The sequence below is a fragment of the Sphingopyxis sp. NJF-3 genome (assembly GCF_053514865.1).
Genome location: NZ_CM130726.1, coordinates 928874 through 952275 on the forward strand (window position 1 = coordinate 928874; position 23402 = coordinate 952275).

Annotated in this window: 19 protein-coding genes and 2 tRNA genes; 10 read left to right on the forward strand and 11 right to left on the reverse strand. The window is 67.2% G+C overall.

Features of this window, described 5'->3' with window-relative positions; all coding sequences use genetic code 11:
* Positions 1 to 34: 34 nt before the first annotated feature.
* Positions 35 to 2248, reverse strand: coding sequence for a TonB-dependent receptor (locus ACOTSS_RS04395; RefSeq protein WP_448690316.1), 2214 nt, complete (start codon positions 2246 to 2248; stop codon positions 35 to 37).
* A 149-nt stretch (positions 2249 to 2397) separates the two neighbouring features.
* Between ACOTSS_RS04395 and ACOTSS_RS04400 the strand changes: the two genes are divergently transcribed.
* Positions 2398 to 3024 (forward strand): TetR/AcrR family transcriptional regulator, encoded by a 627-nt coding sequence (locus ACOTSS_RS04400; RefSeq protein WP_448690317.1) that lies wholly within the window; start codon positions 2398 to 2400, stop codon positions 3022 to 3024.
* Between the two features lie 202 nt (positions 3025 to 3226).
* Positions 3227 to 5248: a transglycosylase domain-containing protein gene (locus tag ACOTSS_RS04405; RefSeq protein ID WP_448690318.1), complete on the forward strand. Its 2022-nt coding sequence runs from the start codon at positions 3227 to 3229 to the stop codon at positions 5246 to 5248.
* Between the two features lie 9 nt (positions 5249 to 5257).
* On the opposite strand, the gene ACOTSS_RS04410 is transcribed toward ACOTSS_RS04405, so the two are convergent.
* The 4 genes from ACOTSS_RS04410 to ACOTSS_RS04425 all read right to left on the reverse strand — a co-directional run bounded on the left by ACOTSS_RS04410 (position 5258) and on the right by ACOTSS_RS04425 (position 10832).
* On the reverse strand, positions 5258 to 6853 hold the full coding sequence (locus ACOTSS_RS04410; protein ID WP_448691288.1) for an acyl-CoA dehydrogenase family protein: 1596 nt from the start codon (positions 6851 to 6853) through the stop codon (positions 5258 to 5260).
* A gap of 117 nt (positions 6854 to 6970) precedes the next feature.
* Complete coding sequence (locus ACOTSS_RS04415) at positions 6971 to 8185, reverse strand: acetyl-CoA C-acetyltransferase (protein WP_448690319.1); 1215 nt, start codon at positions 8183 to 8185, stop codon at positions 6971 to 6973.
* A gap of 132 nt (positions 8186 to 8317) precedes the next feature.
* Entirely contained in the window at positions 8318 to 9514 is a 1197-nt protein-coding gene (locus tag ACOTSS_RS04420) for a CoA transferase (RefSeq protein WP_448690320.1), read from the reverse strand.
* A gap of 148 nt (positions 9515 to 9662) precedes the next feature.
* Positions 9663 to 10832, reverse strand: coding sequence for an acyl-CoA dehydrogenase family protein (locus ACOTSS_RS04425; RefSeq protein ID WP_448690321.1), 1170 nt, complete (start codon positions 10830 to 10832; stop codon positions 9663 to 9665).
* 110 nt (positions 10833 to 10942) lie between these two features.
* On the opposite strand from ACOTSS_RS04425, the gene ACOTSS_RS04430 reads away from it, so the two are divergent.
* From ACOTSS_RS04430 to sciP, 3 genes are all read left to right on the forward strand, one after another.
* Entirely contained in the window at positions 10943 to 11683 is a 741-nt protein-coding gene (locus ACOTSS_RS04430; protein ID WP_448690322.1) for a helix-turn-helix domain-containing protein, read from the forward strand.
* A gap of 81 nt (positions 11684 to 11764) precedes the next feature.
* Complete coding sequence (locus ACOTSS_RS04435) at positions 11765 to 12988, forward strand: NAD(P)/FAD-dependent oxidoreductase (RefSeq protein WP_448690323.1); 1224 nt, start codon at positions 11765 to 11767, stop codon at positions 12986 to 12988.
* 146 nt (positions 12989 to 13134) lie between these two features.
* The gene (sciP, locus tag ACOTSS_RS04440) at positions 13135 to 13422 is read left to right on the forward strand and encodes a CtrA inhibitor SciP (protein ID WP_448690324.1); all 288 of its coding nucleotides are present in this window, start codon (positions 13135 to 13137) and stop codon (positions 13420 to 13422) included.
* 9 nt (positions 13423 to 13431) lie between these two features.
* Here the strand turns inward: sciP and ACOTSS_RS04445 are convergent, their stop codons facing one another.
* Both ACOTSS_RS04445 and ACOTSS_RS04450 read right to left on the reverse strand, forming a co-directional pair.
* Entirely contained in the window at positions 13432 to 15189 is a 1758-nt protein-coding gene (locus tag ACOTSS_RS04445; RefSeq protein WP_448690325.1) for a diguanylate cyclase domain-containing protein, read from the reverse strand.
* A 121-nt stretch (positions 15190 to 15310) separates the two neighbouring features.
* Positions 15311 to 15401, reverse strand: a tRNA-Ser gene (locus ACOTSS_RS04450).
* Positions 15402 to 15478: 77 nt separating this feature from the next.
* Between ACOTSS_RS04450 and ACOTSS_RS04455 the strand changes: the two genes are divergently transcribed.
* Positions 15479 to 16456, forward strand: a complete 978-nt coding sequence (locus tag ACOTSS_RS04455; protein WP_448690326.1) for a peptidylprolyl isomerase — start codon at positions 15479 to 15481, stop codon at positions 16454 to 16456.
* A gap of 3 nt (positions 16457 to 16459) precedes the next feature.
* Positions 16460 to 16774, forward strand: a complete 315-nt coding sequence (locus tag ACOTSS_RS04460) for a DUF1905 domain-containing protein (RefSeq protein WP_448690327.1) — start codon at positions 16460 to 16462, stop codon at positions 16772 to 16774.
* On the opposite strand, the gene ACOTSS_RS04465 is transcribed toward ACOTSS_RS04460, so the two are convergent.
* Positions 16764 to 16892, reverse strand: a complete 129-nt coding sequence (locus ACOTSS_RS04465) for a hypothetical protein (RefSeq protein WP_448690328.1) — start codon at positions 16890 to 16892, stop codon at positions 16764 to 16766. The genes ACOTSS_RS04460 and ACOTSS_RS04465 overlap by 11 nt on opposite strands.
* Positions 16893 to 17008: 116 nt before the next feature.
* Here ACOTSS_RS04465 and ACOTSS_RS04470 point away from each other — a divergent pair.
* A tRNA-Thr gene (locus ACOTSS_RS04470) sits at positions 17009 to 17083 on the forward strand.
* A gap of 123 nt (positions 17084 to 17206) precedes the next feature.
* Here ACOTSS_RS04470 and ACOTSS_RS04475 read toward each other — a convergent pair.
* Both ACOTSS_RS04475 and ACOTSS_RS04480 read right to left on the reverse strand, forming a co-directional pair.
* Positions 17207 to 17833, reverse strand: coding sequence for a NeuD/PglB/VioB family sugar acetyltransferase (locus ACOTSS_RS04475; RefSeq protein ID WP_448690329.1), 627 nt, complete (start codon positions 17831 to 17833; stop codon positions 17207 to 17209).
* 112 nt (positions 17834 to 17945) lie between these two features.
* Entirely contained in the window at positions 17946 to 18824 is an 879-nt protein-coding gene (locus ACOTSS_RS04480) for a LysR substrate-binding domain-containing protein (protein ID WP_448690330.1), read from the reverse strand.
* A 164-nt stretch (positions 18825 to 18988) separates the two neighbouring features.
* On the opposite strand from ACOTSS_RS04480, the gene ACOTSS_RS04485 reads away from it, so the two are divergent.
* Positions 18989 to 21313, forward strand: a complete 2325-nt coding sequence (locus ACOTSS_RS04485; protein WP_448690331.1) for a CDC48 family AAA ATPase — start codon at positions 18989 to 18991, stop codon at positions 21311 to 21313.
* Here the strand turns inward: ACOTSS_RS04485 and ACOTSS_RS04490 are convergent.
* Complete coding sequence (locus tag ACOTSS_RS04490) at positions 21310 to 22611, reverse strand: MFS transporter (RefSeq protein WP_448690332.1); 1302 nt, start codon at positions 22609 to 22611, stop codon at positions 21310 to 21312. The two genes, ACOTSS_RS04485 and ACOTSS_RS04490, sit on opposite strands and share 4 nt — an antisense overlap.
* 140 nt (positions 22612 to 22751) lie before the next feature.
* Between ACOTSS_RS04490 and ACOTSS_RS04495 the strand changes: the two genes are divergently transcribed.
* Positions 22752 to 23390: a class I SAM-dependent methyltransferase gene (locus ACOTSS_RS04495; protein ID WP_448690333.1), complete on the forward strand. Its 639-nt coding sequence runs from the start codon at positions 22752 to 22754 to the stop codon at positions 23388 to 23390.
* Positions 23391 to 23402 lie beyond the last annotated feature (12 nt).

The window sequence follows — 23402 nt, forward strand, 5'->3', positions numbered from 1 at the left end:
CGGCGGCAACCACCCCGCCGGGCGGCATCCCCCTTCAGAACTTCATCCGGGCTTCGAGGCCATAGGTACGCGGTTCGTTATAGAATGTCGCGGTCACGCGGCCCGGAATACGGAAATCGAGCAGATTATAGGTCGTGTTGGTCAGATTCTTGCCCCAGACCGCAATCTCCATCTCGCCGCCGCCGAGCGTGATCTCGCCAAGCGACAGCCGGCCGTTCAGCAGCAGCGCCTTGTCCGCCTTCACGTCCACCGTGCCGTTCGGAATATAATTGCCCGCGGTGTCGAGCCCGACATGCGCGCGAAGCTGTCCGAAGGAGAAGGCGGGGAAGGCATAGTCGGCCGAGAAGGACGCGCTATGCTTCGGCGTGAAGGCCGAAAATGTCTCCTCGATCACGCCGGTGAAGATGTTCCGCACCGGCGTCGGCGGCGCGTCGGTGTAGACATAGTTGACCGCCAGCGACAGGCCGCGCACCGGAACGAGAGTGATGTCGGCCTCGACGCCCTTGATGTGACGCTTTTCGGGCGCGTTCACCGTTTCGGTGTTCGAAATGAAGGCCGGGTTCAGGAAATCGACCTGCTGGTTCGACAGGCGGCTGGCATAGGCGGCGAGGTTGACGCGCAGCCGGCGGTCGAACAGGTCGGCCTTCACCCCCGCTTCCCACGCGGTCAATTCCTCTTCGCCGAAGGTGCGCAGGATCGTCGATCGCGTGTTGGCGCCGCCGGCGCGATAGGCGCGGCTCCATTTCACATAGGCGTTGATGTCGTCGCTGAAATCATAGGCGATGGTCGCCATCGGGTCGACGCGGCTCGAGTTGAAGACGAACGAGAGGTCGGGGTCGGCGCCAGCGATGAACAGCAGGCGGCCGTCCTTGTGATCGTCGGTGTAGCGAGCGCCTGCGGTGATATGCAGCCCGCGAACCGCCTCGGGCGACCAGGTGGCCTGGCCGAACAATGCCTTCGATCGGACGCGGACGTCGGCGGCGCGATCGGGCAGACGCGCGGCGCCGCCATCAGGCGACGGTTCGGGGAAGAGGTTGACCCCCGTCAGCGTCGGATTGAGCGTGCCCAGCGAGTAGACGATCGCTTCGTCGCGCCCGTTTTCCTTGAAATAATAGCCGCCGACGACGAATTCGAGTTCGCCGAGGTCGCCGACGAGCTGCACTTCCTGGCTGAACTGGTTCTGCTTCACATTGGCATAGCTCAACCGGCCGAAGCGGCGGTTCGGTCCCCAGGTCGTGTTCGACCCCTCGTCGCCGTCCATCTGCGTCGAATCGAGGCTCCGCCACGCGGAGATCGAACGCAGCGTCAGCGCATCGCTGACATCCCATTCGGCGGTCAGGCTGTGGCCGTCCGCGCGCTGCGGATTGCGGAAGAGAGGAAGACCGATCCGCCCGGTTTTGACCCGCCCGGTGTCGAGCGTGATGAAGGACGGCGTATTGGCGGCCGGCTGGCTCGACGCCGTGATATAATGATAGAGTCCCGTCGATTTGTCGCGCGACAGGTCATAGGAATAGAGCAGCGAGATATCGTCGGCGGGGCGCCACAGTGCCGAGATTTTGAAGCCGTATTTCTTGATCTCGCCATAGTCGCGCGCGTCGCCGCCGAGGGGGTTCTGGACCAGTCCGCCGCGCCCTTCGAAGACGCCGTCGACCTTGACGCTGATCCCCGCCGCCTCGGGCAGGTTGACGTGCGCCGCGAAAGACCGGCCGCGGTAGTTGCCGATCCCGGCCTTCATGTCGACGCTTGCCTCGCCGGTCGGGCGCTTCGACACGACGCTGATCGCGCCGCCGATGGTGTTGCGTCCGAACAATGTGCCCTGCGGGCCGCGGAGCACCTCGATGCGTTCGATATCGGCGAGTTCCATGCCGAGCCCCGACACGCGGCCCAGATAGACGCTGTCGACATAGACGCCGACCGTGGCGTCGCGCGTGACCTGCGTCGCGTCGACGGGAACCAGTCCGCGCATCCCGATGCTGACCGCCGACACGCGGCCGACGAAGGGCGCGATGCGGATCGACGGCACCGCGCCGGTGAACAGGTCGGTCAGCGAGCCGATGCCCTTTTGCTCGAGTGCCTCCGACCCGAGCGCGACCATCGAGATCGGCGTGTCCTGAAGATTTTCCTCGCGCTTCTGCGCGGTCACCACGATGTCGGCGACGCCGACGTCCTGTCCGGTTCCGCTTTCCTGCGCCGCTGCCGGTGCCGCGACCAGCCCGGCGGCGGTCGACGCCATCAAAGCCGCGCACATTGGACCCATTTTATCCCTGAACATAGACACCCTCCCATTTGACGCGGTTTGCCCGCTTTAACTCACCTACTCACGAGTAGATGAAATATCTACCCGCGAGTCGGCGAATTGCAAGGGCAAAGAAAATCGGCCACAGAAGGGCCATGCACATGACCCTACCCACGCCGGGAACGCGCAAGGAGCGCGCCGATGCGACCCGTGAGGCGATCCTGCGCGAGGCCGAGCATATGTTCGCGCTTACGGGGTTCCGGGCGTCCCGGCTCGAAGACATCGCCGATGCGGTCGGCATCCGCCGGCCCTCGCTGCTGCACCATTTCGCGACCAAGAAGATGCTCTACGACGCCGTCGAGCAGCGCATCTTCGCCGATATGAATGCCGCGAGCGAGGCGCGGATCGCGGGGGTCGCGGACCCGACCGCGCGGCTTCTCGCGCACCTGGACGCATGGCTCGACTTCTTCGTCGATCGCCCCTCGGCGGCGCGGATTCTGCAGCGACTGGTCGCCGACACTGCGGTGCGGCAGGGCAATCCGGTCGAATTTTCCTATCTCGTGCTCGAGAATATGGACCGCACGCTGGCTTACGGAATCGAGAAGGGGGCCTTCCGGCCCATTTCGACGATGATGTTCGTCAATGGAGTGGGAGCCGGCATTCTCTTTTATATCTGCAACAGCAGCCAGGTCGGCGAGCAACGGAATTACGAGCCATCCAATCCCGCTGATCTTGCAACCTTCAGGGCGCTGCTCCACAAGCTTGCGCGCACGGCCGTGCTGCCGTGATTGCCTTGGCTTCGTGCTGCGACGATCCTTTCCCGATATTTGCATCGAAAGAGCAACAAGCGTAGCAATTTGTCCGTACGCTCGCCGAACGGAAGGAGCAAAAGCTTGTCGCCAGGTTCAAGCCTCCCACGAAAACGGGGCGGCGTATGAGGGCGGGTCGGCATTTGCTAACGCTGTATTGTTGGTGTAACACGGTCTCGGCATGAACGCGTTCGATCATCCCGGCACTTCGTCTTCGCAATTCGATCCGGTTACGCCTGGTCCGGGCGCCCCGGTCGATTCCGCTCCGCGCCGCCGCCCGCGGTGGCTGCGCTGGACGCTGCGCGGACTTACCGCCTTCGTGCTACTGTTCCTGCTCCTCGTGGGCTGGCTCGCGCTGACCGCGCCGCTTTCGAAATCGCTCGAACCGATCGCGCCGCCGCAGATCACGCTGCTCGCGTCCGACGGCACGCCGATCGCGCGCATGGGGGCGATCGTAGAGGCGCCGGTGCGGGTGAAGGACCTGCCCAGGCATGTGACGGGCGCCTTCCTCGCGATCGAGGACCGGCGTTTCTACACCCATTGGGGCATCGACCCGCGCAGCATTGCGCGTGCGGCGTGGAGCAACCTGACGACGGGACGAACGCAGGGGGGCAGCACGATCACCCAGCAGCTCGCCAAATTCACCTTCCTGTCGCCCAAGCAGACGCTGGGGCGTAAGGCGCGCGAGGCGCTGATCGCCTTCTGGCTCGAAGCCTGGCTGAGCAAGGACGAGATTCTCGAACGCTATCTGTCGAACGCCTATTTCGGCGACAACACCTATGGATTGCGCGCCGCGTCGCTCCATTATTTCGATCGCCAGCCCGAAAAGCTGACCGCGGCGCAGGCGGCGATGCTCGCGGGGCTGGTCAAGGCGCCGTCGCGGCTTGCACCGACGCGGAATTTCGATCTCGCCGAAAAGCGGATGCGACTGGTGCTCGGCGCGATGGCCGGGGAAGGCTATCTGACCGAGCGCGAGGCGAAAGGCCTGCGCGCACCGCGGGTCGATGTCCGCACGCAGAGCGACCTGCCGACGGGCACCTATTTCGCCGACTGGGCATTGCCCGAAGCGCGCAAGCTCAGCGATGTCGGCTATGCGCGGCAGACGATCAAGACCACCCTCGATGCGCGGTTGCAGGCGGCGGCGCGGCGCGCGGTGAGCGGGGCGGGGCTCGGCAAGGCGCAGGTCGCGCTGGTCGCGATGCGCCCCAATGGCGAGGTCGTCGCGATGGTCGGCGGGCGCAACTATGCCGCGTCGCCCTTCAACCGCGTGACCCAAGCGCGGCGGCAGCCCGGTTCGACCTTCAAGCTGTTCGTCTATCTCGCGGCGCTGCGCGAGGGCTGGCGGCCCGACGACGAGATCGACAACGGGCCGATCGAGGCCGGCTCCTATCGGCCCAAAAATGCGGGCGGCGCCTATTCGGACACGATCAGCCTCGAGCGCGCCTTCGCGTCGTCGAGCAATGTCGCCGCGGTGCGATTGTTCCAGGAGGTCGGCAGCGACAAGGTCATCGCCATGGCGCGCGACCTCGGCGTGACCGCGCCGCTTCCCGAGGGCGACCCCAGCCTCGCGCTCGGCACGTCGAGCATGACGCTGCTCGAGTTGACGGCGGCTTATGCGGCGGTGGCGGCCGACAGCTATCCGGTGGTGCCGCGCGCCTTCAAGGCGGAGGAGATGGGCTGGTTCGACCGGCTTTTCTTCGGCCCCGACAGCTTCGGGTCGCGCGAGCATGAGGATATGGAGCAGCTGCTGCGCGGCGCGATCAATCATGGGACGGGTCGCGCGGCGATGCTGCGGGTTCCCAATTTCGGCAAGACGGGGACGAGCCAGGACAATCGCGATGCGCTGTTCGTCGGCTACGCGAACGGTCTCGTCGTCGGCGTGTGGATCGGCAACGACGATAATTCGCCGCTGGCGGGGATCGCGGGCGGCGGCGTGCCGGCGCGCATCTGGCGCGACTTCATGGTCGATGCGAAGGGCGAACGGGCGAAGCCGCGCCCCGCGCACAACCCGCGCGGGCCGGTGCAGCCGCAGGATTTGCCTGACATTCCCGACATCCCGGCGGTCCCGATCGGCGAAAAGACGCAGATTGGCGTCGAAGGCGGCGAGGCGGTGATCTCGACCGAAATCGGCGGCAACCGCATCGACCTTCGGCTTCCGGTCGGCGGCAATCGCCCGCCCGAGGAAGCGCCGCCGCCGCCGTGACGCGAGCGGTCAGTTACGACCGCTCGTCAATCCGCGCGCGATGACCTGCGCCTGGATTTCGGCCGCGCCCTCGAAGATGTTGAGGATGCGCGCGTCGCACAGCACGCGGCTGATCTCATATTCGAGCGCATAGCCGTTGCCGCCGTGGATCTGCAGCGCGGCGTCGGCGTTCGACCAGGCGGCGCGGGCGCCGAGCAGCTTGGCCATCCCCGCCTCGATGTCACAACGTTTGCCGCTGTCTTTGGCGCGCGCGGCGGCATAGCTCAGTTCGCGCGCCATGACGAAATCGACCAGGCTCATCGCCAGCTTGTCGGCGACGCGCGGGAAATGGACGATCGCCTTGCCGAACTGCTTGCGGGCGAGCGCATAATCCAGCCCGAGTTCGAGCGCGCGGCGCGCGACGCCGACCGCGCGGGCGGCGGTCTGGATGCGCGCGCCCTCGAAGGTGCGCATGAGCTGCTTGAAGCCTTGCCCTTCCTCGCCGCCGAGCAGGGCATCGGCGGGCGCCGTAAGCCCATCGAACTGCAGCGCATATTCGCGCATCCCGCGATAGCCGAGCACCTCGATCTCGCTGCCGGTCATGCCATTGGCGGGGAAGGGATCGGCCTCGGTCCCGCGCGGCTTGGGGACGAGCAGCATCGAGAGGCCCGCATAGCCCTTCGTGTCGGGCACGGTGCGCGCGAGCAGCGTCATCAGGTCGGAACGGCTCGCGTGGGTGATCCAGGTCTTCGCGCCGTTGATGACCCAGCTCGCGCCCTCGCGGCAGGCGCGGGTTTGCAGCGAGCCGAGATCCGAACCGACGTCGGGTTCGGTGAAAACCGCGGTGGGGAGAATTTCGCCGCTGGCGATCTTCGGCAGCCATTCGGCCTTTTGCGCGTCGGTGCCGCCCATCGCGATCAGCTCGCCCGCGATCTCCGACCGCGTGCCGAGCGATCCGGCGCCGATCCAGCCGCGCGACAGTTCTTCGGTGATGATGCACATGACGAGCTTGCCAAGGCCGAGCCCGCCGAATTCCTCGGAAATACAGACCCCAAAGGTGCCGAGGTCCGCCATCGCCTGCACCGTGGCGTCGGGGATCAGGTCGTTGGCAAGATGCCAGCCGTGCGCGTTGGGGATGATCGCGGCGTCGGTGAAACGGCGATATTGCTCGCGGATCGCGTCGAGATCGGCGTCGTGTAGCGTCTCGCTCGGCCAATGACCCTCGGCGAGCGCGGCGGCGACTTCGGCGCGCGTCGCGGCATGGTCGGCGTCGAGAAGGTCGGCGCAGGCGTCCGCGAGCGCTCGCGCCGCCGCGCCAAGGCCAAGGTCGGCAGGGCGGAATATCTCGTTCTGCCCCATCGGCAGGCCGCCGGTGAGTTGGCCGATGCCCTCGGCGAAGGCGAGGGTGGTGATTCTGGCGTCGAGGGGATTCGAGCCCGAGCCGGAATCGAACCACTCCAGCACCGCTTCGAGCGCCGCCACCGTCGTCGCGACCCACGCGAAACCATGCGCCGCGCGCTGCTCGCGATCGATCGGGCTGGCGGCCAGTCGTTCGGCGAGCGCGGCTTGCGCGGTGCCGCGATAGGCCTGGGCGGCGATGAGAGCATTGTTCAGATCGGCGCACATCTTCATAGCCGGTCCTCTTTTTCATCGTCACCCCGGACTTGATCCGGGGTCCAGCTATGCAACGGTGAAAGCTGGACCCCGGATCAAGTCCGGGGTGACGAGGAAGAGGGGCTGTGCTCACGTCGCGCGCTCGAAGATCGCCGCGATGCCCTGGCCGCCGCCGATGCACATGGTTTCAAGACCATAGCGGCCATCCCTGCGCACCAGTTCGCGCGTCAGATTGGCGAGAATGCGTCCGCCGGTCGCACCGATCGGGTGACCGAGCGAGATGCCCGAGCCGTTGACGTTGAGGATGTCGTTGCGGCTGTCGTCTTCGGACCAGCCCCAACCCTTCAGCACCGCGAGCACCTGCGGCGCGAAGGCTTCGTTGAGTTCGACGAGGTCGATGTCGTCCCAGCCAAGGCCGCCCCGCGCGAACAGGCGCTCGACCGCAGGGACGGGGCCGATGCCCATGCGGCTCGGGTCGCAGCCGGCGGCGGCCGAGCTGTGATACCAGGCTATGGGCGTGAGCCCGAGTTCCTCGAGCTTGTCCTCGGCGACGACGAGGCACGCCGCGGCGGCGTCATTCTGCTGGCTCGCATTGCCCGCGGTGACGACGCCGCCCTCCAGCGCGCGCAGCTTGCCGAGCGTTTCCATGCTCGCATCGGCGCGATAGCCCTCGTCGTGCGCGAAGACGATGGGATCGCCCTTCTTCTGCGGGACGGGGACGGGCACCAGTTCGTCGTCGAACAGGCCGTTGGCCCAGGCCGCTGCAGCGCGCTGGTGGCTGCGCACGGCATAGGCATCGCACGCCTCGCGGCTGATATCATAGTCCTTCGCCAGATTTTCAGCGGTCTCGATCATGCCGGTGATGACGCCGAAGCGCTCGACCGGCTGCGACATGACACGGCCGCGCGTCAGGCGGTCGTGGAGCATGAGGTTGCCCGCGCGAACGCCTTTCCGGACATCGGTGCTGTAATGCTCGACATTCGACATCGATTCGACGCCGCCCGCGACGACGACGTCGGACATGCCGGTCTGGACCATCATCGCGGCGTTGACGATGGCCTGCAGCCCCGAGCCGCAGCGGCGGTCGAGCTGATAGCCCGGCACCTCCAGCGGCAGGCCCGCGGCGAGCCACGACCAATGGCCGATGCAGGGCGCTTCGCCATTGCCATAGCCCTGCGAAAAGACGACGTCATCGACGCGCGCGGGGTCGATCTTCGTACGCTCGATCAGCGCCTTCAGAATGACCGCGCCGAGGTCGCCGGCGGTCATCGAGGAAAGGGCACCGCCGAATTTGCCGACGGCGGTACGGATGGGGGCGACGATGGCGGCGCGGCGCAGGGTCATGTCTGGTCTCCGGTTTGGGCGGGGGCATTCAACTGCTCCGTCACCCCGGACTTGATCCGGGGTCCCGCTAAGCGACGGTGAGAAGCGGGACCCCGGATCAAGTCCGGGGTGACGGAAAAGGGGAAGGCGATCTCAGCCGACACCGACGATGCCGGCATCGATCAGGCGGGCGATCTCGCCCGAGGAAAGCGAAAGGCGGGTCGCGAGTATCTCTTCGCTATGCGCGCCGTTGTGCGGGGCAGGCCGAGGCGACTGCCGCTCCATCTGCGGGATAGTCGCGAAGGCACCTGCGGCCGGGTAAGCGAAGCCGCTCGGGTTGACGGTGCCGCCGAAGATCGGATTGTTCGCGACGAGTGTCGGGTCGTTCGCCGCATCGAGCATCGTGCGGTAGGGCGAATGGACGATCCCGCCTGCGTCGAAGGCGGCGGCGAGGTCGGCATGGTCGCGTGCAGCGATCGCCCGCTCGAACAGCGGATAGAGCGCGTCGCGATGGGTGAAGCGGAGGCCGTCGTCCTTCGCGAAGGAGACGCCGCGCGCCGCCTCGACCGCCGCGACCGCCTCGCCGAGATTCAGCGCGGCGATCAGGTTAGCCCACTGGCGCGGCGTGACGACGACGATCATCGTCCGCTGCCCGTCGCGCGTCGTGAAGTCGCGCCCGAACAGCCCGTAAACGGCGTTGCCGAGGCGTGGTCGATTCTCGCCGGTATAAAGCACCTCGGCGATCCCGCCCATATTGGCGATGGTGCCGATCGCGACGTCGGAGAGCGGTAGGCGCACCTCGCCGCCCTCGCCGGTCGCGGCGCGGCGCTGGATCGCGGCGAGCAGCGCGAAGGCGGCATAGGCGCCGGTGAGCAGGTCCCACGCGGGCAGCACGTGATTGACCGGCTCGGGTCCCGCGCCGGTGAGCATCGGATAGCCGACGCTGTTGTTGACCGTATAGTCGAGCGCAGGGGACCCGTCGGCCCAGCCCATCACGCGCACGGTGATCAGGTCGGGGCGGCCTTCGGCGAGCGTGTCGTGCGACAGGAAGCCGCTGGCGGGGAAATTGGTGACGAACTGGCCGGTCGCGCGCACCAGCGCCTGCAGCAACTCGCGCCCCTCGGGCCGGCCGAGATCGAGCGCGACCGACTTTTTCGCGCGGTTGAGATTTTCCCAATAGAGCGAGTTGTTCTCCGCCGTCACCGGCCAGCGCCGGAAATCGGGGCCGCCGCCGATCTGGTCGACGCGGATCACCTCGGCCCCGAACTGCGCGAGGTAGAGGCCCGCGGTGGGCGAGGCGACGAAGGACGACGCCTCGATGACGGGGAGGGCGGAGAGGAGGTTATACATTTCCAACCTCCGCGTCCCCGAGCGAAGACGAGGGGCTATGCCGAGCGAAGTCGAGGCTGCGGCGGTGCGGGTTCTCGCTTCGCTCGAACGAGCCCCTCGTCTTCGCTCGGGGATGCGGAATGTTAGGCAGGTCCTGCATCATCGGTGCTCAGTTCGCCGCCGCGAACTCGCGCAGCATATGCTTGGCGATCTGGAGCTGGAGGATCTGCGTCGTGCCTTCGTAGATGCGATAGATGCGCGCGTCGCGGAAGAAGCGCTCGGCGTCATATTCGGCAAGATAGCCCGCGCCGCCATAGACCTGGACACAGGCGTCGACGACGCGGCCGCACATCTCGCTGGCGAAGACCTTGAACGCCGCGGCCTTGCGCAGGACATTCTCGCCCGCGTCGGCGCGGCGCGTGACGTCCTCCATCATGCATTCGGCGGCGTAGATGTCGATCTCGCTCTGCGCGAGCATCTGCTGGATGAGCTGGAAGTTGGCGATCGGCTCGCCGAACGCCTTGCGCTCGGTCGCATAACGAATCGCGCTGTCGAGCGCGCGGCGGGCGTAGGCGGTCGCGGCGGCGCCGACCGACATGCGGCCGTTGTCGAGGCTCATCATCGCAAAAGCGAACCCTTTGCCGAGCTCGCCGCCGAGCAGCGCCTCGCCGCCGACGCGAACGTCGTCCATGACGATATCGGCGATATGGCTGCCCGACTGGCCCATTTTCTTGTCCGACTTGCCGATCGACACGCCCGGCGCGTCCATCGGCACGACGAAGGCCGAGACATGGGCGTTCTTGGGCAAATTCTCCTTCGAGGTGCGCGCCATGATCAGGCCGATCTTCGCGAAGGGCGAATTGGTGATATAGCGTTTGGTGCCGTTCAGCACCCAGCCGTTGTCGGTCTGCGTCGCGGTCGTCTGCAGCCCCGCCGAATCCGACCCCGACCCCGGCTCGGTCAGCCCGAAGCAGGCGATCTCACCCGCGGCGACGCGCGGCAGCCATTCGGCCTTCTGCGCCTCGGTCCCGCCGTTCTTCAGCGCCGAAGTGAACATGCCGATGTTGATCGAGATGATCGAGCGGAACGCCGGCATCGCATAGGACAGGGTATGGATGGTGCGGATATACTGGCTGACGCTCATGCCCGCACCGCCATATTCTTCGGGGATCGTCAGGCCGAACAGCCCCATGTCGCGCATTTCGGACAGGATGTCGGCGGGGATCGCATCGGTCTCGATGATCTCCTTCTCGGCGGGGATCAGCCGCTCGCGGACATAGCGTTCGAGCTGTTCGATGAACTGGTCGAACACCTCCTGGTCCATGCCGGGGTTCTGCATCCTCACGATCCCTTCCTGCGCGCGATTCGATTGGGGAGGGCTAGCGGCTTCAGGTATTATTTTCAATATTGAGAATTGATTTTCATAATAATGAAAACTAGACCGATGGCATGACCGGTCCGGTTCGCTCCGTTTCGCAGGCGTTCGCCATCCTTCGGCTGCTCGCCGACACCAGTCCGCTATCGCTGTCCGATATCGGCCGGGTGCTGGAGCTCAGTCCATCGAGTTGTCTCAACCTCCTGAAGACGCTGGCGGCCGAGGGCGCGATCGAGCGCGATGCGCGCAGCAAGCAATATCGCCTGGCCGCTGCGTGGGCCGGATCGGAAGGGCTGCGCGATGGAACGACGCGGCGGCTCGCCGAACGCGCGCAGCCGTTGATGACGCGCTTCGCCCAGGCTTCGGAAGCCGCGGTCGGGCTCTGGAAAATCGTCTCGCGCGACCGCATGCAGCTCGCGGCGCATGCCGAAAGCGAAGCGGGGATGCGGCTGCGCCTCGCCGATGCGCAGCGCCAGCCGCTCGGCGGCGGCGCGGCGGGTCGGGCGATCGCCGCGGCGCAGGGCGTCGGCGTCGCCGAACTGGCGCGCCGCCACGCCCCGGTGCGCTGGCAGGCGGAGCTGCCGTTCGAAACCTATGCCGCGCAGGTGCGCGAAGCCGCGGAAAAGGGCTTCGCGGTCGATCAGGGCCATGCGCATCGCGGGGTCTGCACCGTCGCGGTCGGGCTGGTCGACATCGCGCCCGGCTTTTGCCTGTCGGCGTCGATCTTCGCCGGATCGCGCAGCGATACCGGGGTCGACGCGCTGGGTGCGGAACTGATCGCGCTGCGCGACCAACTGGCCATGGGTGCCGGATAGGCAATGTTTCTTGTCTCGCCGCGCCCGCCATGTCAGGGACGCCGGCGATAAGCGCAAAATCCGTATCGGAGAGAGGAAGCGATGCAGTTCGACGTGGTGATCGTGGGGGCCGGGCACGGCGGGGCGCAGGTCGCGGTGATGTTGCGCACGCAGAAGTTCGAAGGCAGCATCGCGATCATCGGCGACGAGCCCGAACTGCCCTATGAACGCCCGCCGCTGTCGAAGGAATATTTCGCGGGCGAAAAGGAATTCGAGCGCATTCAGCTGCGCCCCGCCAAATATTGGGACGAGCGCGAGGTGACGATGCTGCTCGGCAAGCGCGTCGTCAGCGTCGATCCGGCCGCGCACAGCGTCACGACCGGCGACGGCGAGACGATCGGCTATGGCAAGCTCGTCTGGGCCACCGGCGGAGCCCCGCGGATGCTGCCGATCCCTGGCGGCGACCTGCCCGGTGTGCAAGGCGTGCGGACGCGCGCCGATGCCGATGCGATGAAGGCGGCGTCCGAAACCGCGAAGCAGATCGTCGTCATCGGCGGCGGCTATATCGGGCTCGAGGCGGCGGCGGTGCTGACCAAGGCGGGGAAGAAGGTCGTGCTCTTGGAAGCGCTCGACCGCGTGCTCGCGCGCGTCGCGGGCGAGGATTTGTCGCGCTTCTACGAGAAGGAGCATCGCGAGCATGGCGTCGACCTCAGGCTCGGCGTTTCGGTCGAGGCGATCGAGGGGGAGGATCATGTCACCGGCGTGCGTCTGGCGGACGGCGAAGTCATCCCGGCTGACCTCGTGATTGTCGGCATCGGCATCGTCCCGGCCGTCGAACCGCTGATCGCCGCGGGGGCCGAGGGCGGCAACGGTGTGCTCGTCGACCGGCATTGCAAGACGAGCCTCCCCGACATCTACGCGATCGGCGATTGCGCGGCGCATGAAAACCACTTCGCCGAGGGCGCGACGATCCGGCTCGAATCGGTGCAGAACGCCAATGATCAGGCGAATGTCGTTGCGAAGGGCATCGTCGGCGACGAGGCGCCCTATCACGCGATCCCCTGGTTCTGGTCGAACCAATATGACCTCAAGCTCCAGACCGCCGGCCTCTCGACCGGGCACGATCAGACGGTGGTGCGCGGCGACATCGCCAGCCGCAGCTTCTCGATCGTCTATCTGAAAGCGGGACGGGTGATTGCGCTCGACTGCGTCAACGCGACCAAGGACTATGTCCAGGGCCGCATGATCGTCACCGCGGGCCTCGCTGCCAGCGCCGGGCAGCTCGCCGACACCAGCACGCCGCTTAAGGATCTGCTCGTCAGCTAGCGCGCTTCCGCGCCGCGCCGTGCCGCCAATGCGGCAGGGCGATCGACCTTTCTAACCCTTCCTTTACGACGATCCGATACACCTCGCCCATGCGGGAAACGAGGGGGGCACACCGCGGCGACGAGCCGTAATGTCGGAGTGCCATAGTGCTTGAAAATCAGAGGATTCGCCCGGTATCGGTGATCGGACCCATGGGCGGGAAATTGACGTTGAAGGATCTGCCCAAGCGCGATACGCGGCGCTGGGTCAGCCGCCGCAAGGCTGAGGTCGTCGCCGCGGTCGAAGGCGGCCTGATCACCGTCGACGAAGCGTGCGACCGGTATAATCTGAGCCTTGAGGAATTCGCATCGTGGCAGCGTGCCTATGACCGGCTCGGCGTGCCGGCGCTGCGTGCGACCCGCGTCCAATTCTACCGCGATCGATTCGGAATCTGAGCGGAGGGCTCAGCGCAGCAGAGCGGCCTCGCGATCGGGGGCGTCGGGAGACGGGCCGCCGGGACCTGCGTGGCGTTGCAGCGCGACCTGATTGCGGCCCGCGTGCTTCGCCTCATAGAGGGCATCGTCGGCGATCTTGTACAGTCGTTGAAAGTCGCACGCGGGCCGCACCTCGGCCACCCCGATGCTGGCGGTGACAAGGCGGTCACCGATCGTCTCGCTATGATCGCAGGCGGCGATTTCGCGCCGGATGCTTTCGGCGAACCGGTCGAGGACGATGCCGTCCATTCCGATGGTCAGCAGCCCGAATTCCTCGCCGCCGAGGCGCGCGACGGTGCAGATGGGCCCCTCCCACCGCGCGATGCGCCGCGCGATCCGGCATAATACGGCATCGCCGGCGTCGTGGCCGTAGTCGTCGTTGATCGATTTGAAGCGGTCGATGTCGACGAGCAGCAGCGCCGCGGGCAAATCGCCCAACCGGGCCCGGTCGAGCAGCGGGGTGACGCTTTCGATGAAGCCGCGGCGGTTGGGCAAGCCGGTCAGCGGGTCGCGCCGCGCGAGTTCGCGGGCCTGCGCTTCCGCGACGCGGGCGCGGTCGCGTTCGATGCGCAGGTGCGCGAGCCGGCGCGTCGCCGCGGCCGAGAGCCAGAGCGCCTGCCAGGTCGCGGCGATCAGAATGAGGAGTTTCGAGCCGCCGCCCCACAGGCCGTCCTCGACATCGACCAGATTGATGAAGGCGAGCACCGCCATCGGCAGGCCCCAGGCCGCGGCGAAATCGCGCGCCTCGACCGAGCCGCGCCGCCAGCCCGCGATCAGGCAGAGCGTGACCGCGGCGAGATCGGCAAGGATCACGAAACCCAGCAATTCGGCCCAAAGCCCGATATCGCCGCTCCGCATCAGCGCGAGCGGGATACCGGCGAGACCGACGCATAGGCCGAGGCCGAGCGTGGCGCGTCTCCACCCTTTCGGCACCCCGCTTCGGTCGAGTGCGGTCACCGCGCTGGCTGTGGCGAGCGCAATGGCGAGACAGGCGAGGAAGGTGCAGATCTGCGCCGACACCGTGCCCGCCATGAAGGGCAGCCAGGCGAGGTGTACCTGAGACCACAAGGTGCCCCAGAGCAGCATCGCCGCCGCCCACGCCGCCTGCCAGGCGAGATATTGGCGACGCACCGCGACCGCGAGCGAGAGGCTGTAGATTCCGCTGACCAGCAGCAGCGTCAAAGCGGCGCCGACCGCCGCCGCCATGCCCGCCGATTGCATCGGGGCTTCGTCGCTCGGCAGCAGCCGTGCGCGCACCAGCTCGTGGCTGGCAAGGCGGTCGAAGCGCATCGTCACCGCGGTCAGCGGGGCCGGGAGCTCGGGCGCGTCGAACACGATTTGCCCGCCCGCGCGCCAGTGCGATCCATAGTCGCCCTGCCGGACCTGCTGCCAACGCACCGCGCCGTCGGCATAGGAAAAGCCGACCGCGAGCCGGTCGAAGCGCGAATGATGCACCATCAGCGCGACGCCGCCGCGCGGGGCAGGGTGGGTGCGCATGTCGGTGCGAAGCCACAGGCTGCTCCGCTGATAGCCCGCGGGCGTTCCCATGCAGGAAAAGCGAAGCTCCGGCAAACGGGCATCCTCCGTTCCGAGGCTGCTTACCGCGTGGCACATCGACTGGTTGAGACGAAGCGTCGCCGCGCCCGCCGGCGCCGTGCCCGTCAGCGCGGCCGCGCCCACCAGCGCAAGCAGCAGCCGGACGCAAAAGCGAATCGGAAGGTTCGTCATCGACGCCATCGCGAAGGCTATGGCATCCATGTCTTTGGAAAGGCTTACCGGAGCGGACAATAAGCTGGGGCCGGGGCCGGGGCGATACCCGCCGCGACGGCGCGGCCCGGAAGGCGGGCAATGGCGGAGCGGGAGGGATTCGAACCCTCGATACGGTTTTGCCGTATACTCACTTTCCAGGCGAGCGCCTTCGACCACTCGGCCACCGCTCCGCATGCACTGGATGAAGGCGCGCCCTAGTCGTTCGCCGGGGCTTTCGCAAGCCGGTTGGGCGTGGCAGACAGGCGCGATGAAGCAACTGCTCTTCGCGGCCGCCGCCGCCTTCGCGCTCTTGTCCGTCGCCCATGCGCAAGACCCGGAGCCCGCGCTTTCGCCGGGGCAGATCGTCGATGCGGCGAAAGCCGACGAATGGACCGCGATCGCGCCCGCCGACCTGCTGGTGATGGACCTTGCGCCCGATGCGGCTGGAAAGGCCCGCCGCGTCGTGATCCAATTGATGCCTGCGCCGTTCGGCCAGGGCTGGATCGGCAATATCCGCAAGCTCGCCGCCGCGCACTGGTGGGACGGTACCAGCGTCTACCGCGTGCAGGACAATTATGTCGCGCAATGGGGTGACGCCGATGGCGAGGATCCCGCGAAGGCCAAGCCGCTTCCCGAGGGTTTGGCGACGGTGCCGGAGAGCGACTATGCCGTGAGCCGGGACGACAAAAGGATCAGGTCGAACGATTATGCGTCAGCCGTCGCCAAATTCTGGCGGTGGCACACCCCCAATCCGCTGCGCGATGCCTATGCGGGCGGACAGGGGCATTGGGCCGGATGGCCGCTCGCGAACGACAGTGGATCGATCTGGCCCGTCCATTGCTACGCGATGGTCGGCATCGCGCGCGACATGTCGCCGAACACGGGCAGCGGGTCCGAACTCTACACGGTCATCGGCCATGCGCCGCGGCACCTCGACCGCAACATCGCGCTCGTCGGCCGCGTGATCAGCGGGATCGAATATCTGTCGAGCCTGCCGCGCGGGCCGGCCCCGCTGGGCGTCTACGAAGACCCGGCGCAGCGCGTGCCGATCGTCTCGGTGCGCCTCGCGAGCGAACTGCCCGAGGCCGGGCGGCCGCGTTTCGAATATCTGTCGAGCGACAGCGAGAGTTTCGCGCGCTATGCCGAGGCGCGCGTCAACCGGCGCGATCCCTTCTTCATCCGGCCGGCGGGCGGGGCGGATATCTGCAATATTCCCGTGCCGATCCGCGCCATTCCGGCGAAATAGACGTTGGACCGCATCACCGTCACGACGCCGCTGTGGCGCTGGCAATCGGCGACTGCGCCCGCCGCCTGGTATTTCCTGACCATAGAGGGCGAGGCCGCCGATGCGGTTCGCGTGGCGGCGATGACCGGGCAGTGGCTCGACGGCCGGCGCGGGTTCGGATCGGCGCGGGTCGAGGCGCGGATCGGCGGCAGCGTGTGGAAAACCTCGGTCTTTCCGCATCGCGAAAGCGGCGGCTGGCTGCTGCCGGTCAAGGCAGCGATCCGAAAGGCCGAAGGACTGGTCGAGGGCGAAGCAGTGACGGTGACCGTCAGTCTTTAGCCGGGTTTTCCGCCTTCTCTTCGCGCGCCCGCGCCTTGCGTTTCCGAAGGTTGGCGCGCAGCGCCTCGGCCAGGCGGCGCTCGCGTTCGAGGTCGGCAGAGGAGGGCGGCTTGCTCATCGCCGCGCCATGCCTGTGAAATCGCCCGATCGTCAAGCCTCGCACCTTGACAGCGGCGGGGCTCCCCGCCATAGGCCGCGCCTGCCCGGCGGCGATGCGCCGCAGGGGCTCCGGATGCTGCTGTAGCTCAGTGGTAGAGCGCACCCTTGGTAAGGGTGAGGTCGAGAGTTCAATCCTCTCCAGCAGCACCATTCCCGAACCTGATATCCTGATCGTTTCAGCAAGTTCGGGTGCGGATGGCATTGCCGGCACTGTCCCTTGCGCGTACGGCTCGCCGTCGCGTCAGGGCAGCAATCCAAAGCTCGATCGGGCGATCAGGAAGCCCGTTTGAGCAGGGGAAGCGGGTGCTTCGCCTGCGCGGGATTCCCGACGACCACGGTGTTGGGCGGAACGTCCCGAATCACGACGGCGCCCATTCCCACCACCGCATTCTCGCCGATCGAGACACCTTGTTTGATCGAGGCGTTGGCCCCGATATAGGCGTGATCGCCGATCCGCACATTGCCGTTGCACCGGACGCTGGGACCGAAGGTCACGAAGTCGCCGATGATGCAGTCATGGGCGACATAGCTGTAGTAGTTGGCATGAAACTGCTTCCCGATCCGTGTGGACGGGCCGACGATGACAAAATCGGAGATCAGCGCGCCTTGTCCGATTTCCCCCTGCTCGCTGACCAGCGAGGTGGCGGCGGTAAACGAGCCGGCTGCGACCTCGCTCGCCAGCCGCTGCCTGGTGCGACCATCGTTGATCGCGATCAGGACCTGGTCCGAATCGCGGATATCGGACGGCGCGATCACGGGAGCGCCCAGCATCTTCTGGCCCGCAAGCCGGCCGTCGCAGAAGGCGATCTCCGATCGGAGGTTTCGCACGGCCAGAAATCTGACCAGCGACGCGTGAATGTCGCGCCCGCATCCGCCCGCGCCATAAATGACGTACCGCATCGATCGAGGTTCCTCTTGATGATCGAATATCGGCTTGCTTATTCGCGATGGATGTGAAGCTTTGGAGACAGCCGGCGCAACTGGTCGCGCAGGCCCTTCGGATGATCGCAGGTCAGATCTTCGCCCCGAGCAGCCAGTCGTGGAACAGCTTGACCGCCGGCTGGCGCAGCGCGCGCGGGCGGCACACGAACCAGTAGCTGTAGGGGCTGTCGACGTCGAAATCGAACAGGCGGGCAAGGCGGGCGTCCTGCGCGTCGTCGAAATGATGGCCGTGCATGAAGGCGACCCCGATACCCTGCGCCGCGGCTTCGAGCATCAGCGGGCCCGAATCGAAGAAATCGATTCCCGCGGGTTCGAGATAGGGCATGCCGATCGCCTGCTTCCACTCGGCGAAGGTCTCGGGCATTTCGCGGTGGAGGAGAATGGTCAGCCGCTGGAGCTGTTCGGGCACGGTGATCGGCCGCTCGCCGTCGGTGAGCGCACGCGCCGCGATCGGGAAAACCTTGTCCTGATCGAGCCGCGCCGCATAGAGCGCGGGGTCGATCGCGCGCGCCAGCGCGATCGCCGCGTCGATGCCTTCGCCGAGCCGCGCCTCGCCATGCGAGAGCGTATCGATGTCGATATGCAGTTCGGGATATTGCTGACGCAGTTCGGGCAGGCGCGGAAAGAGCCGCTGCTGCGCGAAGAGCGGCAGGACGTTGAGGTGGAGCCGGAGCGATGCGTCGGGGCTGCCGACGCGCGCGATGACCCCGCGCAGATCGTCGAGGATCGGCGACAATTGCCCCTGCAGCGTGCGGCCGGCCTCGGTCAGTCGCAGCCCGTGATGATGGCGGTCGAACAGCGGGCGCCCGACCGAATGTTCGAGCGTCTGGATCCGCCGCGACAGCGCCGGCATCGACAGGCCGAGCTCGCTCGCGGCCGCCTTCACCGTGCCGTGACGGGCGACCTCCAGAAAGGCTTCCATGCTGCTGAGGGGAGGGAGGCGTGCCATGATGTCTCTCGCCGGTGTGATGGCATGAGACCGCCGCGCGCGCCAGAGGCATTTGTGCAGTGCGGTATGAAACGCTTCTATATTGCGTTCGAGCGGTGGGGGGTCGAAATCACGGAACGACCGCCCTATCTTCGGCATTCTGACTATTTTGCGGGAGACACGCCTTGGCCGACGCACCGGTTAAAGAAAAGCAAGTCAAGCTCCAGGTGGCGAATGCGAGGGCCGAGGAAAGCGGGGGCGGGATCGCCCGTATCCCGCGCTCGGCGATGGCCGAGCTCGGGGTGACCGAGGGCGACGTGATCCAGATCAGCGGCAAGCGGGCGACGGCGTCGCGCGTCATGGCGCCCTATGCCGAGGACGAGGGACTTGAAGTCGTCCGCCTCGACGGCCTTCAGCGCGCCAATGCCGGCGCCGGCGCGGGCGACATGGTGATGCTGAACCGCGTCGAGACGCGCCCCGCGACGCGCGTCGTGTTTGCGCCGGCGCAGGAGAATCTGCGGCTGCAGGGTTCTGCGAATGCGCTCAAGCGGAGCTTCTTCGGCCGCCCGCTGGTCGCCGGCGATACCGTCGCGACCGCGGGACAGCAGCGCGTGTCGGCGGGCGACATGCCGCCGCAGCTTCGCCAGATGCTCAACGCGCCCGCCTATGCGCTCGCGGAAGTGCGGCTCAGCGTCGTGTCGGCGAGCCCCAAGGGCGTCGTCTTCATCGACGAGAATACCGAGGTCGAGCTGCTCCCCGAATATCAGGAACCGCAGGATACGCGGCGCACCGACGTCACCTACGACGATCTCGGCGGGCTCGGCGAGACGATCGACCAGCTCCGCGAGATGGTCGAACTGCCGCTCCGCTACCCCGAACTGTTCCGCCGCCTGGGCGTCGATCCGCCGCGCGGGGTGCTGCTCCACGGCCCGCCGGGAACCGGCAAGACGCGGCTGGCGCGCGCCGTCGCGAACGAGAGCGAGGCGCAATTCTTCCTGATCAACGGCCCGGAGATCATGGGGTCGGCCTATGGCGAATCCGAAAAGCGCCTGCGCGATGTGTTCGAGGCTGCGGCGAAGGCCGCGCCGTCGATCCTGTTCATCGACGAGATCGATTCGATCGCGCCCAAACGCGGGCAGGTGCAGGGCGAGGCCGAAAAGCGCCTCGTCGCGCAGCTCCTGACGCTGATGGACGGGCTCGAACCGCGCACCAACCTCGTCGTCATCGCCGCGACCAATCGCCCCGACGCGATCGACGAGGCGCTGCGGCGTCCGGGCCGCTTCGACCGCGAGATCGTGATCGGCGTGCCCGACGAAAGCGGGCGGCGCGAAATCCTCGGCATCCATACGCGCGGCATGCCGCTCGCCGAGGATGTCGACCTCGCGGAACTGGCGCGCACGACCTTCGGCTTCGTCGGCGCCGACATGGCGGCGCTGACCCGCGAGGCGGCGATCGAGGCGGTGCGGCGGATCATGCCCAAGCTCAATCTGGAAGAGGGCACGATCCCGCCCGAGGTGCTCGACGAACTCCGCGTCACGCGCGAGGACTTCAACAATGCGCTGAAGCGCGTCCAGCCCTCGGCGATGCGCGAGGTGATGGTGCAGGCGCCGAAGACGCGGTGGAGCGACATCGGCGGGCTCGACGCGGCGCGCGACAAGATGATCGAGGGGATCGAGCTTCCCCTGAAGCATCCCGAGGCGTTCCGCCGGCTCGGCATCCGTCCGGCCAAGGGCTTTCTGCTCTATGGCCCGCCCGGCACGGGCAAGACGCTGCTCGCCAAGGCGGCGGCGCGCGAGTCCGACGCCAATTTCATCGCGATCAAATCGTCGGACCTGCTCTCCAAATGGTATGGCGAGAGCGAGCAGCAGATCGCCCGGCTGTTCGCGCGGGCGCGGGCGGTGGCGCCGACGATCGTCTTCATCGACGAACTCGACAGCCTGGTGCCCGCGCGCGGCAGCGGCACCGCGGGCGAGCCGCAGGTGACCGAGCGCGTCGTCAACACGATCCTCGCCGAGATGGACGGGATCGAGGAGATGCAGTCGGTCGTCGTCATCGGGGCGACCAACCGGCCGAACCTGATCGACCCCGCGCTGCTCCGCCCCGGGCGGCTCGACGAGCTGATCTATGTGACCGTCCCCGACGCGGGCGGCCGCAAGCGCATCCTCGAAATCCACACCGCGAAGATGCCGCTGGCGAAGGATGTCGATCTTGACGCGCTCGCCGGGCGCACCGACCGCTTCACCGGTGCCGATCTCGAAGATCTCGTCCGCCGCGCGGGGCTCGCGGCGCTCAAGCGCTCGATGGCGAGCGACAGCGTGACGATGGAGGATTTCGAAGCGGCGCTCAAGGATACCCGCGCCTCGGTGACCGAGGCGATGGAGCGCGACTATGAAAAGATCCAGGGCGAGATCAAGCAGCAGGCGATGAGCGTCAACCCGATCGGCTTTTTCGCGCCGGGCATGCTCAAGCCCGTGCGCGAGCAGAAGCACGGCGACGAGCCGCAGGATTAGGAGTGCGAGGGCTGGTCCTGCCGGAGCGCGGACCAGCCCCACGCCACCAGCCAGGCGCAGAAACCGGCCATCAGGCCGTAGGCGACCATCGCGTGCCAATTATAGAGCAGCACGCCGATCGCCGGCGAGACGATGTAGGCCGAGCCGTTGATCGATGCGGTCATCCCCGCGACCGCGCCCTGGTGCCGCCCGGTGACCGCGAGCGAAGCGCCCGCGGTGAAGCCGGGGCGGAACAGGCCGAAGCCGAGCGATCCGGCCGCAAAGCCGATGACGATCGCGTGGAGGTCCTGCGCGAGGCCGGTCATCACCGTGCCCGCCGCGCCGAGCGCCGCGCCGACCAGAACGGTGGCGCGCGGTGTCATCTTGAGCAGCGGGATCAGCCCCCATTGCGCGAGGAGGGTCGCGAAGGCGCCTGCCATCAGCACGATGCCGGTGATCGCGGCGGCCTCGTCGGGGTTGGCCCTGAGATGCAGCCGGTCGAGGATCAGGAAGCCGATGACGCCGAGCATCATCGCCTGCGCCTGGCCGCCGAACAGCCCGGCGAGCAGCCACGGCCGCACCCGGCGGTCGGTCCAGCGCAGCGGCGGCAGCGGCGCTTCGTCGGCGTCTTCTTCCTCGTCGCGGCGCGCGGTGTCGGCGAGGCCCGAGGCAGGGTAGGGCGCGATCGACCCGCGTGCGGCGAAGCGCGGCGTGTCGTTGGGAAGCCGCCAGCGCAGAGTGACGAGGACGGCGAGGCCGATCAGCGCGAAGACGAGCAGCGGCCCGGCGAGCCCGACGACGGGCAGGATGAAGAAGGGCGCGACCGCGGGGCCGATCACCGTCCCGAGCCCGAAGGATGAGGAGACGAGCGACAGCGCCTGCGTGCGTTCCTCGGGGTCGGTGCGGGCGGCGACATAGGCCTGCACCGCGGGCGGCGAGGCCGATCCGAACCCGCCATAGAGGCTGCGGAACAGCGCGAAGATGATGAAGGTCGCGCCGCCAGCCAGCCAGCCCGACAGGCCCGCCCACAGGGTCAGACCGCACAGCGCCATCGACGAGAGGAAGCCGATCAGCCCGAGCGCCATCAGCGCCTTGCGCCCGCGCTTGTCCGACTGGCGCGCCCAATGCGGCGCGGTGAGCACCCAGAGCAGCGCCGACCAGCTGAAGGCGAGGCTGACCCAGACGTCGGGAATATGCAGCTTGGCGCCGATCGCGGGGAGGATCGACTGCATCGCGGTGTTACCCGCGGCCGCGACGAGCATGATCGCGAAGAGGACGGCCATCCGGTCACTGGGGATCGAACGCGATATCGCCGTCATGCCGCCCCTTCCGTTCGCCGCAAACCCGCCTCTCCCTACACGCGATGCGCGATCTGTCCAGCGCCAAGCCCATATCTTTCCTTGCGCTGGGCCGCCGATTTTGCCACCGACGAGGAAACCGCAACAACGCGAAAGCCACCATGACCAATCCGCGGGCGCAGGCCCAAGACTCGAAGATCGCGCTGCCCCGCCGGGTGCGCGAGCGGCTCAAACGCTTTTTCGGGCCGTGGGGCATGTTCGTCCGCGGCTTCATCAAGCATCCGGTCATGGTGGGTTCGATCGTCCCGTCCTCGCCGACGCTGATCCGGCACATGCTGCGGCCGGTCGACTGGAAGAACACCAAATTGTTCGTCGAATATGGCCCCGGCGTCGGAACCTTCTGCCGCCCGGTGCTCGAACGGCTCCCCGGCGACGCGACGCTGATCGCGATCGACACCAACGAGGATTTCATCGACTATCTGCGCAAGGACATTCGCGACAGCCGCTTCATCGCGGTTCATGGATCGGCGGCCGACGTCGAGGATATCATCGCGGCGCATGGTTTCGAGCAGGCCGACTATGTCCTCTCGGGGCTGCCCTTCTCGACCCTCCCTGCCGGCGTCGGCCCGGCGATCGCATCGGCGACGCACCGCGTCCTGCGCCCCGGCGGCGCCTTTCTCGTCTATCAGTTCCGCGCGCGCGCGCGCGATTTCCTCGCGGCGCATTTCCAGCGCATCGACAATGCGTTCGAGTGGGTGAATGTCCCACCCTGCTTCCTCTTCTGGGGCTGGAAAGACTAGGACCGCGAGGGT